Genomic DNA, 14,081 nt, shown 5'->3' on the forward strand with positions numbered 1-14,081 from the left:
CACATGGCTAAACACAAGCATCCAGTCCGCAACCTCTGGCGCAATGTTACTACGTTTTTTAAAGAAAATTCCGTAGATCTACTCCCCATCCGCCATTGCCTCAGCGACCTGCATCCCAAATCGATGCAGTCAGATGCTAAAGCGGCCCTCAATGTCGCCCTGTTAACGCTACCGCAGGGCATGGCCTACGCTGCCATCGCAGAATTGCCAATCTACTACGGCATCATCTGCTCCATCATTGCTGGCATTCTCGCCCCACTCTTCTCCAGCTCACGCTTCACCATGCTCGGTCCGACCAACGCCACAGCATTCATGGTGTTCTCCTACTTCGTCTCCCACCCAGAGATCGACCTCGCCAGCAAAATGGCTATGATGCCCCTCCTCGTCTTTATGGTGGGAGCACTCTCAGTCGCTGGAGCCTTCTTCAAAGTTGCCGATCTACTCCAATACGTAAGCCGTAGCGTCCTCGTCGGCTATATCACTGGCGCAGCTCTGCTCATCATGACCAACCAGATGAAGCACCTCCTCGGCATCGCCGAACCGATGGCTGAAAGAGGAGCTAAAACCTTCTTCTCTATCCTCGATGCCACCATAAACCTCTGGCAACACTACCAATGGCAACCCCTACTCATCGGACTCAGCACACTCACCCTCTACCTCATTCTTCAAAAGAAATTCAAAACCCTGCCGAATTTCGCGATCTGCCTCACCATCGCCACCCTCATTTCTGCCGCACTCAAGGCCTGGGCTCCTCCCTTCTCCGATATCAGCACCTTCCAGTCCTTTGCAAACTTCTCCCTCAGCCCAAGCATCCCCATCCTCGGCTTTCCTAGCTTCTCAGTACTTTTTGACGCCATCTCCTCCCTCTTCGCTGTCGCCTTTGCCATCGCCTTTCTGGCCTCTCTGGAAAACACCGTTATGGGCAAATCTCTCGGCTCACGCGTCGGCGAGAGACCAGACGTCAACCAAGACATGTTCTCCGTCGGCATGGCAAATCTAGGAGCCTCCCTCCTCGCCCCAATGCCAGCATCAGCCTCCTTAACCAGATCAGCTCTCAATTACGAATCTGGCGCTAAATCCCGCTTCGCATCCATTTATTGTTCACTGCTCTGTCTGCTCGGCTTCTACGCTCTCATCAAACTCCCCATCGTCGAAAACATCCCTAAGGCCGCTCTCGCAGGCCTTGTCATCGGCATCGCCATCTCACTCATCAATCGTCACAACATCCGCATCTGTCTACGCACCACCCACGACGACGCTCTGGTCATTCTCACCACCTTCACCGCCACCCTCCTCACCCGTCTCGACTACGCCATCTTTGCCGGCGTAGCCCTCTCCATCACCCTTTTCCTTCGTAAAGCCTCTAAACCCCACCTCGTCGAATACGAGATAAATGACGAAGGGACACTGCGCGAACTCGATACAAAAAAAGAACGCCCCAACCCTGCAATCTCCATTGTACACGTCGAAGGCGACCTATTCTTCGGCGCTGCTGACCTCTTCCGCACCCAAGTCCAGCGCACCGCCTCCGATCCCAACCTCAAGGTCATCATTCTGCGCCTTAAAAATGCCCGCCACCTCGATGCCACCAGCGTGATGGCCATGGAAAGTCTCGTCCGCCACATGCGCAGCGAAGGCAGACACGTACTCATCTCTGGTGCCTCTCGTGAGGTATACAAGGTTCTCAAACTCTCAGGAGCCCTCGAGTGCATCCAGCAAGGCTGTGACCGCACCCAAGGCGAAACCAACGTCTTCATCTACTCCCCAAGCAACCCGAACCTCTCCACCAGAGACGCATTGCTTCGCGCTCAAGACCTACTCGGCACCAAACAAGCCGACATCAAGATTTTCTACGATCCTGCGCACTCTAAGAAATAGCGCACCCACAACCGTTGATTTTTCATTGAAATTCTCCCCATTCAGCGCCACTAGTGGGACATGAACAAATCTTTAGTCATCGAACTCGTCAACCTCCCAGAGGAAGGTAAAAACTTCCAAGGTGAGCTCGACCCCTTGCTTTATGACCTCCCCGAGCGAGACGCACAACCAGTCGGACCACTCTACTACGACCTCACCGTACAGCGCTTTGAAGACGAACTTTTAGTCCGTGGCTTCCTCTCTTCACCATTCAAATTCACCTGCGTTCGAGATAATCAGCAATTTGTGCAAACAATTTCTATAGAAGAATTTGGCCAGTCCTACGAAATCGATGACAGCTCGGTAAACCTCACCGAAGCCTTACGTGAAGAGGTTTTGATGGCCTTCCCAAGCTACCCGAGATGCGACGAAGCCGACGAACCACACGAATGTAAAATCGACGATCGCTATTTAGCAGTAGACAAAGACCCAGAAGATGGTGTAGACGAAGCGCCCCAAAGCAAGAGTGACAACCGATGGGATGCACTCGATCAGCTTGACCAATTTAAAGACTAACTACTAACCGTCTTCAAGACACCAAGATTATGGCAGTACCAAAGCGTAGAACATCCAAAATGAAGCAGAAAATGCGTCGCGGCGCTAACCGTTGGCGTGCACCTAAACTCCAGACCTGCTCCGAGTGCGGCAGCCGCGTTCCTGGTCACATCGCTTGCCCATCATGCGGCAGCTACGCTGGCCGTCAGGTTCTCGAAGTTGACGCTCTCTAAAATGCTCCCGCGAAACACTCGCGGAGCTACGAAGCCTTTTGAAAACGCTGCGGCAACAAGTTTGTCGCGCGTTTTTTCGTGTTTACACACCTTAGACAGACCATAGATTTCACCCATGAAAATCGCACTCGACGCAATGGGCGGTGATAAAGCCCCTCTCGTTAACATCGTCGGCGCTAAAGACGCTCTGGCCCTCTATTCCAAAATAGAGAAAATCTACCTCGTCGGAGACGAAGAAACGCTCAAGCAAGAATGTAAAAAGCACCAACTCACCGACCCTCGCGTAGAAATTGTCCACGCCCCAGAAGTCGTAGAAATGCACGAGTCTGGCGCCAAAACATTGCGCTCTAAGAAAAAATCTTCCATCGCCGTCGCCACAGAGCTGGTAAAAGCAGGCACCGCAGATGCTGTCGTCAGCGCCGGCAACACAGGAGCTGCCGTCGCCACCGCCACACTCAAACTGCGCACACTAAAGGGAGTCGAACGCGCCGGAATCGCCAGCCCGATCCCGAATGAACACGGAGTTTGCAACCTGCTCGACGCCGGAGCCAATCCAGAAGCAACCGCGAAACACCTCGTCACCTACGCCGTGATGGGTGCTATTTATTCCAACCACGTCATGGGCGTAAAGAATCCAGTGGTCGGCCTCATGTCCAACGGCGAAGAAGACGAAAAAGGTAATACGCTCACCAAAGAAACATTCGCCATCCTCAAAGAACTTCAAAAAAACAACAATTGCCCCTTCACCTTTAAAGGAAATATCGAAGGCCACGACCTCTTTGAAACCAAAATTGACGTCGCTCTCTGCGATGGCTTCACGGGCAACATCATTTTAAAATCCTGCGAGGCAACAGCAAAAGCCATGTCTAAATGGCTAAAACTCGAATTTAAACGTAATCCATTCCGTGTCCTCGGCGCCGCGATGTCACGTGGAGTCTTCAAAGCGGTTAAGCAACGCTCGTCCTACGAATCCTACGGCGGCAGCCCGCTGCTCGGGGTGAACGGCGTCTGCATCATCGCTCACGGTGGATCTTCAGCTCTCGCCATGCAAAACGCTATCCGCGTCGGCATGGAAACCGTTGAGCAAAGTGTCAACCCACACATCGAACAAGCACTCGAAGCACTCGAAGCACTCGCCTAAACAGTTTGTCTCACCATCCCAAAACTTTTGGCGTCATTTTAACAATAATGTGACGCAAAAAAGAATAGATTCCTTCGCCATCCAGAACTACCTTCCTGCAGCGCAATCCAACAGGAATGCTCCGCAATTCAACTACCGCACTCCCTAGCAGTGCTTGACTTATTGAACACTATACTGAAAAAGAACGCTCTATGTCCAACCAACTCGAATCTCTAAAGGGCTACACCACCATCGTAGCTGACACTGGTGACTTCCAATCCATCGCTGAATACACACCACAAGACGCGACAACTAACCCATCCCTCATCCTTAAAGCATCTCAGCAAGCTGAGTACTCCGCCCTCGTAGACAAGGCTGTAGCAGAATTTGCAGACTCAGACCTCTCTGGCGATGCTAAGACTGAAGCGATCATCGACCGCCTACTCATTCTCTTCGGCCTTGAAATCCTCAAAGTCGTCCCAGGCCGCGTCTCCACAGAAGTTGATGCACGTCTCTCATTCGACGCTGCAAGCACAGTTGCCAAAGCACACCAACTCATCGCAGCGTACGAAGCAGAAGGCATCAGCCGCGAGCGCGTACTCATTAAGATCGCTTCCACCTGGGAAGGCATCAAAGCTGCTGAAGAACTTGAAAAAGAAGGCATCCGCTGCAACCTCACTCTCCTCTTCTCCATGGCTCAAGCAGTCGCATGTGCAGAAGCTAATGTTCAACTCATCTCCCCATTCGTGGGCCGCATTTACGATTGGTACAAAGCTAAAAACGGCGTTGAGTACACAGGCGCAGAAGATCCAGGCGTACAATCCGTCTCCCAAATTTTCAACTACTACAAAAAGTTCGGCTACAAGACCGAGGTCATGGGCGCATCATTCAGAAATGTGAGCCAAATCATTGAACTATCTGGTTGCGATCTACTCACAATTAGTCCAGCACTCCTCCAACAACTAAAAGATGCGAGCGGTGAAGTTGAACTGAAACTCGACCCAGCAAAAGCAGCCGAAGCTGACATCGAAAAAATCTCCCTCGATGAAAAAGCATTCCGCTTCATGTTCAATGAAGACGCAATGGCTACTGAAAAAACTGCCGAAGGCATTCGCGCATTCTCAGCTGACATTGTTAAGCTAGAAAAGCTCATCACCGACCGTATCTAATCGAACACATCGATTAAAAGATACCACAATGGCACTCTACACAATAGGCGACATCCATGGAAAATTTTCCAAGCTCGCCAACAAACTCAATGAGCTCCCGACCGGAGCACAAATCATCTGCGTTGGCGATATCGGGCTAGGATTCCCTGACTCGCGCACTGCAGAGTGCCTTTCAGATGTCGATCAAGTTGCCACGGAACGCGGCCAGCAAGTCTGGCTCATTCGTGGCAACCACGACAACCCAGACATCTGGCAAACCCAACGTGAGGAATGGAACTCACAACTCAGAAACATCCGTATTGCACGTGATGTCGACCGCTTAAAAATTGGCAACGTCCACGCCATCCTCGTCGGCGGCGCGATCTCTCTCGACCGTAGCCACCCCGACAGACTTGACGGCCACAATTGGTGGAACAAAGAAGGCGTCCAAGCCTCCGCTCTTGAACAGGTAGAACGCATAGTCGACTCATACGGTCGCGCAGACATCCTAATCACCCACGCTGGACCTATCGAGGCCAAGCCTGGACCCGAGCGAGACACTGAAACCTTTGAGTTCTATCAGAAAAATGACCCCTCGCTCAAAACTGACGTCCTCGCTGAACGTCAACTCCTCAGCGACATACTCGTTGCTAGCCAGGCCCGCACTATTGCTTTTGGCCATTACCACGTCCCACTCGAAAGTAACGTTGGCCCCATTCGCTACCGCTGCTGCGCCGAACTCGAAGCTTGGGAATACGTCAAACGTAGTGTCCTCCCACCACTCCCCGCATTGTAGCGACAACTTTCTCCACCGAGTTATAAGATTCCTATAACTCACACCAATCAACTATTTTAGCACACCACACCATGAGCGAAAAAAATACAGGCCCAATGGAATATGGAATGCTCGGCGATGACGCCATGAGCCAAGAAGAAAAAGTGGCAAAGTACACCGGCGATGTCGATTGGTCCTACCTTCGCCCTCACTACAAGTCAGGCGCCATGATCTACGTCGACCCCACGCTCGAACTCGCAGAAGTCGCTAAAGCCTTTACCGATGACGACAAAGAGAAAGTCAACGCTTGGATGAAAAAGGCTGACCTCGTCAAGCCCTCATCTCTCCACGCCGATTGGTGGGAGTATGACAAAACCCGCTTCACCGCCGTTGTCGTCAATCCATTCGTACTCGCTCAGCCACTTGCTCAGAGCGATTCATAACTCGCGTGCAGCACGTAGTTCGCACGAAACCCCACGGGTACTTCTCCGCACTATGCACTAGCCATGCACTATAGGTATGGCGTGCACTTCTTCGAGACAGTTTTCGTACGATGACCATTTATCCGCTGCCTGAGCCGCACCAGCTTGCCATACTCTTCTCCCTCGCTGGTTATCTAGCAGATTAACAAAGCTCTTACTGCTCCTCAAAAGGTGTTTTTCAAAACGCTTCAGGTTCGCTGCGCCCAACTCTGAAGTCTTGGCGACAAAGCCACATTGATCGGCAAAACCGACCACGTATGCAATGTCCAACCATATTATTGCGATAACTTTAGCAACGAGTCGTGCAGGAAACTCCCCTGATGGCTGTTTCCGAAAAAGTTTCGATTATCGATCGTCGAAGCTGAAAACACGTAAAAATTTTCATAGTTAAGTGATTTATTCTGAGGTTCCAAAGCATTCATTTTGGAAACATAGCACGGCTACCAAGCTTCCAACCAAAATCACCAGCGCTAACAATTATACATCTCTAACTAAGTTACAATTTAAACTCATTCAGACCCTTTTAACACAGCGCGGACAATTCCACCGAGGGCTAATCCAACCACCACAACCAACCAAATATTCCCATTCCCTAACATGGTGGAAGGAGCATTCATTCCCAAAATCGCAGCCAATGTCATCAATGGAAAAAAGAACGCCGCTAAGCGATTTAGTTTTTGCGCCTCCTTCGCCGCCTTTTGAGCATCCTTCGCCTGAGCCGCTGCGTTCTTAGCAATGAGATATTCCAAACTCGACTTCGCATCTTGCAACAACAAGTCCCCATTCCGCTCCATATTCACCGCTAAATCTCGCGTGGCCAAGATATCTAAATCGTCCCTTAAAGCCTTACGCAACTCGCTCAAAACTTGAGTCGCATGTCGCCCCGCTCGCAACACTGGAGTCGCATTATCAATAACATCGTGGATCACAGCTGGATCTTCTGCGGATTCTAACAACTGATCTAACTCCGCAAACTTGCGCTGATAATCATTCACCAAAGTCTTTAATTCAGATTTCCCTCCTGAGCTAGGCAAGGATTTCCAATCCCCCGCCTCATCACACCAAAATAATGCAGCTTCACGCAGACTCTTCTCCTCAACATTGGGAACCTGATGCAAGATCACTAAAATCTGCCCATCTTCCTCTATTAACCTCTGACGCCCTACATCTTCGCCAACTCGATGCCGGATAGTCGGCGACACATTCCACGACTTTGGGATAATTGATTTACGCGTGCTAACAGCTTGCATAAGCATTTTTAAACAAATTCAAACGACCTAGCCCATTACTTTATCAGCGTTTTTCTGGAATTCCCTATGCTTTCACCAAAATTATGAATTCCTCTCATTCACAAATCATTTGGCAGTCTCAATTCCCCCTTGTGGTTCCCATCAGAATATTCTAAACCCCGCGCCATCAATTGATCATTTCTTATGTCTACTATTATTTACACCAAGACAGACGAGGCTCCAGCACTCGCGACCTACTCACTCCTCCCCGTCATCGAAGCATTTTCAAAGACAGCAGGCGTCGGCGTTGAAACTCGCGACATCTCACTCGCTGGCCGCATCATTGCTACTTTCCCCGAAAATCTCACGGAAGATCAAAAAATCGGAGACGCGCTCGCCGAGCTCGGCGAACTCGCCAAGACTCCTGAAGCCAACATCATCAAGCTTCCTAACATTTCCGCATCTGTGCCACAGCTGAAAGCAGCCATCGCTGAACTTCAAGCAGCTGGATACGACATCCCAAACTACGAAGACGCAGAAGAACGCTACTCAAAAATCAAAGGCTCCGCAGTCAACCCAGTCCTCCGCGAAGGCAACTCCGACCGCCGCGCACCAAAAGCAGTAAAAAACTACGCTAAGGTAAACCCACACCGCATGGGCGCCTGGTCAAAAGACTCTAAGTCTCACGTCTCCACCATGAGTGAAAATGACTTCCGAGCAAACGAGCAATCCGTCACTCTCGAAAAAGCAACAGACGCAAAAATCGTTTTCACAGCTACTGACGGCACTGAAACAGTACTCAAGCCATCCATCCCACTTCTAGAAGGTGAAGTATTCGACTCCACATTCATGAGCAAGAAGGCGCTTATCTCCTTCCTCGAGCAAGAAGTCGCAGACGCGAAAGCAAAAGACGTCCTCTTCTCACTCCATATGAAAGCCACCATGATGAAGGTCTCTGACCCAATCATCTTCGGCCACGGCGTTGAAGTATTCTACAAGCCAGTCTTTACCAAGCACGCTGACACCATCGCCGAACTCGGCGTCAACACCAAGAACGGCTTCGGCGACCTCGTCTCCAAGCTCGACTCCCTTCCTGCTGAGAAAAAGGCTGAAATCGAAGCCGACATCGAAGCATGCTACGCCGCCGCTCCAGCAGTTGCCATGGTTGATTCCGACAAAGGCATCACCAACCTCCACGTTCCATCCGACGTCATCATCGACGCCTCTATGCCAGCCATGATCCGTACATCTGGCCAAATGTGGAACGCAGCCGGCGAGCAACAGGACACCAAAGCAGTCATCCCTGACTCCTCCTATGCAGGCGTCTACGCTGCCACTATCGACTTCTGCCGCGAGCACGGCGCATTCGACCCAACCACTATGGGCACCGTCCCTAACGTTGGTCTCATGGCGCAAAAAGCAGAAGAATACGGTTCCCACGACAAAACATTTGAAATCCCAGCTGACGGCGTCGTCAAAGTCATCGATTCTGATGGCAATGTCCTCACCGAACACAGCGTAGAAGAAGGCGACATCTGGCGTGCATGCCAAGCCAAAGACGCACCGATCAAAGACTGGGTCAAACTCGCTGTCACACGCGCTCGCGCTACCGACACACCTGCCGTCTTCTGGCTCGACGAAACTCGTGCACACGACGCTGAACTCATCAAAAAAGTCGGCACCTACCTTCTCGATCACGACACCGAAGGCCTCGAAATCCACATCATGGCACCTACCGAAGCAACCGAGTTCACCCTCGCGCGCACCAAGGCTGGCCAAGACACCATCTCTGTCACAGGCAACGTCCTCCGCGACTACCTCACTGACCTCTTCCCGATCCTCGAACTCGGCACATCAGCGAAAATGCTCTCCATCGTTCCTCTCATGAACGGCGGCGGCCTCTTCGAAACCGGTGCAGGCGGCTCCGCTCCTAAGCACGTCCAGCAAGTTGAAAAGGAAAACCACCTCCGCTGGGACTCCCTCGGTGAGTTCCTCGCCACAGCCGTTTCTTACGAGCACCTCGCTACCGCGTACAACAACCCGAAAGCGGCAGTACTTGGTAAAACACTCGACGAAGCAACTGAGAAGTTCCTTCAAAACGACAAGTCACCATCACGCAAAGTAGGCGAACTCGACAATCGTGGTTCCCACTTCTACCTCGCGACATACTGGGCAGAAGCACTCGCTGCACAAACCGAAGACGCTGACCTCCAAGCAGCATTCGCTCCAATCGCTAAAGAGCTCGCCGACAACGAAGAAACTATCGTAAACGAACTCAACTCCGCACAAGGCCCAGCAGCCGACCTCGGTGGTTACTACCTCTTCGACGACGAAAAGACTTCCGCCATCATGCGCCCATCCGCGACCTACAACGCGATCATCGCTAAGCTTGGCTAAACCGTAAAAGCGGCATCCAGCCGCTTTTCAGTTTCATCAAGAGGCTGGAAGCCTCTTCTAAGAATTTTCAAAAAGCGCTGTCGAGCAATCGGCAGCGCTTTTTTATTCATCAACTAACAATTATACCAAGCTGAGATAAGAAGACCAAAACCTATAGGATAAATAATAATTTTCGGCATTGGTATAATAAAATTACGTACGCACAAAAGAGAGCGAGAGGAATTTTCACCCAAAGGTGTAACAACTTCCGAGTACTATTCTCAATCAGAGCACCAGTAAAACCTGAACGATTCACCTCCTCGCTCACCATGAACATTGGATGATCATACCCTTTTTTCTGAAGTTAGAGATGAATAGTTTCAGCAGTCATCCCTTTCTTCACCATCTTGAGAATTTCAGCTCTAGCTTTATCGTCGATCATAATTGCAAAACGTTGAATTACTCAAATCAGATATAACCTAACATGCCGAACGTCAAACAAATCTGTTAGATCGATAGATAACTCTACGCAAAAACCAGCAACCAATCTCGGCGATTACTACCTCTTCGACGACGAAAAAACTTCCGCCATCATGCGCCCATCCGCGACCTACAACGCTATCATCGCACCTTCTTCTATTGAGACCTCATAATCGCCGCTCACCCCCATACTGAACTTTATTGACATGTGATTCACATTACCCAGCCGCGCCTTCACTTTTTCGTTTTCTGCACCAAAATAAGTAACCTACTTTTCCTTATTTTTATTGTTGCGCTTTTCTTTACTCTGCGAGGACTTCACCTTTTTTTTCTTCCACAGATCAATCTCTGCATCATTTTCCTGTGCCTCACCTGGGGTACTGCGCCCGTCTGCTACATAGGTTTTTAGAAGAGCGAGCATACTCTCAGCCTTCTCCGGATGCTGCGTAATCAGGTTGTATTTTTCAGCAATATCGTCTTTCAAGTTGTACAGCTGCATCGACACATCTTGATCACCACCTTTTGGCTTTTGAAGCAATAGCTTCCAGTCCCCTTGACGGATCCCGAAAAAACCATCTTTCGAGTGATGCACGACATCCACCCGTGGGCTCTCTACAGGCTTCCCATAAAAAACTGGCAGAAAGCTGATACTATCTTCGGCAGCCGTGTCAGGAAGCTCGACCGCAAACATTTCAGCAAATGTTTCCATCATGTCTGATAAGCAAATCAATTGATTCGAAATCGAACCCTCCTTCACCTGTGCTGGCCAGCGAACGATAAACGGCACGCGATGCCCTCCTTCTTCTAAAGCCCCCTTCGCTCCTCTAAATTGCGCATGCGAACGATGCCCCAACTTCTCAGAAGACGCCCTATTCGCAGAACTTCCATTATCTGCACTAAAAATAAGAATTGTATTCTCTGTTAAACCGTTGCGCTCCAGTGCAGCAGACACATCTCCGATGAAACTATCAGTCTGGGCGATAAAGTCACTATAGTCATCACCGAGCCCGCCTTTTCCCTTCCACTTAGCAGCGGGAACAATGGGTGCGTGTGGAGAGCTGATCGGCACATACAGAAAAAACGGATTCCCTGCTTTGGCATCGGCAGATTTCTGGTCGATGTAGCGACTCACTTCCTTATTCTGTCGAGGCAACACATCCACGATGTCGACTTCTTCAATGTAGGTGTCACCACTAATCAAACTCGACATACTACGAGCATGGTGCCAGCCAAAGTATTCATCAAAGCCCCGTGTAATAGGGCCATCAGGCACTTTGCTACCAACCGGTACTGGTCCAACATATCGCTCTGCCGTTTTCTTAGGCTTCGGCACTCCTTTGAGCTCATCCGGAACAACATTCGTAAAACCTAGATGCCATTTACCCAAAATCGCAGTGTGATAGCCTTGCTCACGAAATAGGTGACCCAATGTCATTCTATCTTCAGCGATTAACGGTGCATCTCCATCCCCCAAAACGAAGGTCTGCAGAGTCGTTCTCCAGCTATAGCGCCCCGACAACAAGCCGTAGCGCGAAGGAGTACAGACAGATGAGGTCGTGTGAGCATCTGTAAAAGTCATTCCCTCCTTGACCAAACGGTCAAGATTGGGTGTTGGGATCTTACCCCACTGCGGATTAAGAGCTTGAACTTCTCCATAACCCATATCATCAGCAAAGATAAATACGACATTCGGTTTTGGCGATTCAACAGATGAAGTTTGATTCGCAGCAACTTTACAGCTAAGCACCAGCCCAATAGCTGCGATTTGATAGATTCTCTTATGTTTCATATCTCATCTCTATGTACAGGAATAGGCGATCCGATCTATCTTGCTGAGCAACATAAATCCATATCTGCAAAATCCATTAAATACAGTCGCTTTCCCCGTATGCTCAGCTCTAGCGCCCTCTTCATTGTCACTTCTGCAAGCAGCCATAGCTTCTAGATCAAAAAGCGCTGTCGAGAAATCGGCAGCGCTTTTTCATTAGACAAAATACGTCTCACGCCTTCCCCACCGACTCCACTTTCCCGCTCTGAATCGATTGAAAAATCGCATCCATCACCAAGTGATCCTTGAGCCCTTCGCTGCCATCGACCTTCCACTCTTTACCCTGCAAAATTGATTCAGAAAATAAATCCATCTGCACCTCGAAATGGTCCGTCTGAGGAAATTCGAAAGGCACCTTCGTATCCGACGTCCACCCGCGTTGCTTCCCAATCGCAAAACAAGGTTCAATGCCAAAGCGCCCTTTCTCGGCAAAGACAGTCAGTCGATTATACCCCGGCATGTTAAAGGAAGTGTATAGATTTGCCGTCTTGCCCGACGGAAAGCGCATCATCCAAGTGATTGTCTCATCCACTTCCGAGAATTTGTTAGGATCCGTCTTCGTCTCCATCGCACTCACCTCACTCGGCTCTTCTCCAAAAATATAACGTGCTGCCTGAATCACGCACACTCCCAGACCTAACAGATCTCCACCTCCCATCGCCTTCTTCAGCCGCCATTCGTCACCACCACGCATGCGCACACCAAACCCTGCTTCCATATGCTGGACTTTGCCAAAAACCTCATCATTCGCAAACCGAATCGCCTCAATGTGATACGGCTCGAACTGCAATTGATATCCCATTCCGAGCTTCACTCCCGCCTCTTCACTAGCCGCTATCATCTTCCGACATTCTTCTGACGAAGTCGCCATCGGCTTCTCCATAAACACATGCTTCCCAGCCTTCGCCGCCCGCAATGCAAACTCACAATACATCGAGTTCGGCAAAACGATAAACACGACATCAATCGCAGGATTCTCTACGATACGGTCAAGACTGTCATAGTCGTACACACCACTGTCTGCGATCCCATACTTCTTCTGCCACTCCGCCGCCTTCTCCTTAGTACCAGTCACAATACCAATCAAGTGCGCATGCTGCGTCTTAAGCAACGCGGGAGCAATCCGGCTCGCGCTCAATCGGCTCAGCCCGACCAATGCCCAACCTAACTTCTTTCGCTCAGCTGCTGCCCCATGAGCAAATGACGTGGCAAGCCCAGCTCTTATGGCTGTTTTAATGAACGGACGACGAGCAATAAAGATTCTTGGTGCTGTCCTAGCTAAGCGCTAGTGGTGAGATTGTTTACACCAGTATTTAAGCTGGTTGAGGAGACTTTTATGGTCTCCTCCATTGAAGCGCCATTCGCACTCTTTTAAAAACCAATAAAAATTCTCTTTTTTGATACCGTTGAAACGGCGTAAGTGCCTCTTAGCTTGGTTCCAAAAATTCTCAATACCGTTGATGTGATTCTTCTCATTCGCAAAGAGTTTAGAATGATTGATTCTATGGTGATGAAATTCGCTAACATCTAATGCATTATAAGCCTTAAATTGATCTGTATAAACAACGCTATCAGGCTTCACTTTTTCGCGCATAATAGGCATTAAAGTATCAGTCTTAGCATTATTGATAATGGCACCTAAAACCTTGCAACCTCTTTTAAGTAAGCCAAATACATCAACTTTCCCACCTGCGCCTCGACCTCGCTTACCTTTTCGAACTCAGCCGAAGTAACTCTCATCTACTTCGACTTCTCCATCTAATTCATAGCTCGGTAATTTAGATGCAATAAGCTGTCGTAATCTCATAAAAAAAGTAGCTGCAGTATTACGATGAACACCAACTATTTCAGCCGAAGCATGAGCCGTTGCGCCAGCTACAAATAGCTTTATCAACTCTCCTTGTTTGCGTGGAGATAGTCTACTTTTTCTCTGATACATTTTCTGTCCTATTTAACGTATTTAAACCCGCTTAGCTAGGACAGCCCCAATTTCTTTTC

At 49.7% G+C, this 14,081-nt stretch carries 11 protein-coding genes and 2 pseudogenes; 9 read left to right on the top strand and 4 right to left on the bottom strand.

Features of this window, described 5'->3' with window-relative positions; all coding sequences use genetic code 11:
- The first annotated feature begins 3 nt into the window (after window positions 1-3).
- The 7 genes from ACFPK9_RS05120 to ACFPK9_RS05150 all read left to right on the top strand — a co-directional run bounded on the left by ACFPK9_RS05120 (window position 4) and on the right by ACFPK9_RS05150 (window position 6,131).
- On the top strand, window positions 4-1,878 hold the full coding sequence (locus ACFPK9_RS05120) for a SulP family inorganic anion transporter (protein ID WP_377093707.1): 1,875 nt from the start codon (window positions 4-6) through the stop codon (window positions 1,876-1,878).
- Window positions 1,879-1,938: 60 nt separating this feature from the next.
- Complete coding sequence (locus ACFPK9_RS05125) at window positions 1,939-2,433, top strand: YceD family protein (protein ID WP_377093708.1); 495 nt, start codon at window positions 1,939-1,941, stop codon at window positions 2,431-2,433.
- A 29-nt stretch (window positions 2,434-2,462) separates the two neighbouring features.
- Window positions 2,463-2,645: a 50S ribosomal protein L32 gene (gene rpmF / locus ACFPK9_RS05130; protein WP_377093710.1), complete on the top strand. Its 183-nt coding sequence runs from the start codon at window positions 2,463-2,465 to the stop codon at window positions 2,643-2,645.
- A gap of 115 nt (window positions 2,646-2,760) precedes the next feature.
- Entirely contained in the window at window positions 2,761-3,786 is a 1,026-nt protein-coding gene (gene plsX, locus ACFPK9_RS05135; protein WP_377093713.1) for a phosphate acyltransferase PlsX, read from the top strand.
- 191 nt (window positions 3,787-3,977) lie between these two features.
- On the top strand, window positions 3,978-4,934 hold the full coding sequence (tal, locus tag ACFPK9_RS05140; RefSeq protein WP_377093715.1) for a transaldolase: 957 nt from the start codon (window positions 3,978-3,980) through the stop codon (window positions 4,932-4,934).
- A gap of 28 nt (window positions 4,935-4,962) precedes the next feature.
- Window positions 4,963-5,709, top strand: a complete 747-nt coding sequence (locus tag ACFPK9_RS05145; RefSeq protein WP_377093717.1) for a metallophosphoesterase — start codon at window positions 4,963-4,965, stop codon at window positions 5,707-5,709.
- A 71-nt stretch (window positions 5,710-5,780) separates the two neighbouring features.
- Window positions 5,781-6,131: a DUF2288 family protein gene (locus tag ACFPK9_RS05150; RefSeq protein ID WP_377093719.1), complete on the top strand. Its 351-nt coding sequence runs from the start codon at window positions 5,781-5,783 to the stop codon at window positions 6,129-6,131.
- 548 nt (window positions 6,132-6,679) lie between these two features.
- Here the strand turns inward: ACFPK9_RS05150 and ACFPK9_RS05155 are convergent.
- Window positions 6,680-7,420 (bottom strand): hypothetical protein, encoded by a 741-nt coding sequence (locus ACFPK9_RS05155; RefSeq protein WP_377093721.1) that lies wholly within the window; start codon window positions 7,418-7,420, stop codon window positions 6,680-6,682.
- Between the two features lie 183 nt (window positions 7,421-7,603).
- On the opposite strand from ACFPK9_RS05155, the gene ACFPK9_RS05160 reads away from it, so the two are divergent.
- Together ACFPK9_RS05160 and ACFPK9_RS05165 are read left to right on the top strand one after the other, a co-directional pair.
- Window positions 7,604-9,796, top strand: coding sequence for an NADP-dependent isocitrate dehydrogenase (locus tag ACFPK9_RS05160; protein WP_377093722.1), 2,193 nt, complete (start codon window positions 7,604-7,606; stop codon window positions 9,794-9,796).
- Window positions 9,797-10,296: 500 nt separating this feature from the next.
- A pseudogene (locus ACFPK9_RS05165) lies at window positions 10,297-10,428 on the top strand (hypothetical protein); the annotation flags it as partial.
- Window positions 10,429-10,523: 95 nt separating this feature from the next.
- Here ACFPK9_RS05165 and ACFPK9_RS05170 read toward each other — a convergent pair.
- The 3 genes and pseudogenes from ACFPK9_RS05170 to ACFPK9_RS05180 form a co-directional block, all read right to left on the bottom strand.
- Entirely contained in the window at window positions 10,524-12,044 is a 1,521-nt protein-coding gene (locus ACFPK9_RS05170) for a sulfatase family protein (RefSeq protein ID WP_377093723.1), read from the bottom strand.
- Between the two features lie 211 nt (window positions 12,045-12,255).
- Window positions 12,256-13,344 carry a Gfo/Idh/MocA family protein gene (locus ACFPK9_RS05175; protein ID WP_377096552.1) on the bottom strand — a complete coding sequence of 363 codons (1,089 nt, stop codon included), beginning with the start codon at window positions 13,342-13,344 and terminating at the stop codon, window positions 12,256-12,258.
- A gap of 24 nt (window positions 13,345-13,368) precedes the next feature.
- A pseudogene (locus ACFPK9_RS05180) lies at window positions 13,369-14,022 on the bottom strand (IS1595 family transposase).
- Window positions 14,023-14,081: the final 59 nt, after the last annotated feature.

This window comes from Rubritalea spongiae (assembly GCF_042652385.1).
Lineage (GTDB): Bacteria > Verrucomicrobiota > Verrucomicrobiia > Verrucomicrobiales > Akkermansiaceae > Rubritalea > Rubritalea spongiae.

What these genes read in the sequence shown, in the direction of transcription:
- ACFPK9_RS05120 (WP_377093707.1), top strand. Translation starts at nt 4, where the DNA reads ATGGCTAAACACAAGCATCCAGTCCGCAACCTCTGGCGCAATGTTACT.
- ACFPK9_RS05125 (WP_377093708.1), top strand. Translation starts at nt 1,939, where the DNA reads ATGAACAAATCTTTAGTCATCGAACTCGTCAACCTCCCAGAGGAAGGT.
- rpmF (WP_377093710.1), top strand. Translation starts at nt 2,463, where the DNA reads ATGGCAGTACCAAAGCGTAGAACATCCAAAATGAAGCAGAAAATGCGT.
- plsX (WP_377093713.1), top strand. Translation starts at nt 2,761, where the DNA reads ATGAAAATCGCACTCGACGCAATGGGCGGTGATAAAGCCCCTCTCGTT.
- tal (WP_377093715.1), top strand. Translation starts at nt 3,978, where the DNA reads ATGTCCAACCAACTCGAATCTCTAAAGGGCTACACCACCATCGTAGCT.
- ACFPK9_RS05145 (WP_377093717.1), top strand. Translation starts at nt 4,963, where the DNA reads ATGGCACTCTACACAATAGGCGACATCCATGGAAAATTTTCCAAGCTC.
- ACFPK9_RS05150 (WP_377093719.1), top strand. Translation starts at nt 5,781, where the DNA reads ATGAGCGAAAAAAATACAGGCCCAATGGAATATGGAATGCTCGGCGAT.
- ACFPK9_RS05155 (WP_377093721.1), bottom strand. Translation starts at nt 7,420, where the DNA reads ATGCAAGCTGTTAGCACGCGTAAATCAATTATCCCAAAGTCGTGGAAT.
- ACFPK9_RS05160 (WP_377093722.1), top strand. Translation starts at nt 7,604, where the DNA reads ATGTCTACTATTATTTACACCAAGACAGACGAGGCTCCAGCACTCGCG.
- ACFPK9_RS05170 (WP_377093723.1), bottom strand. Translation starts at nt 12,044, where the DNA reads ATGAAACATAAGAGAATCTATCAAATCGCAGCTATTGGGCTGGTGCTT.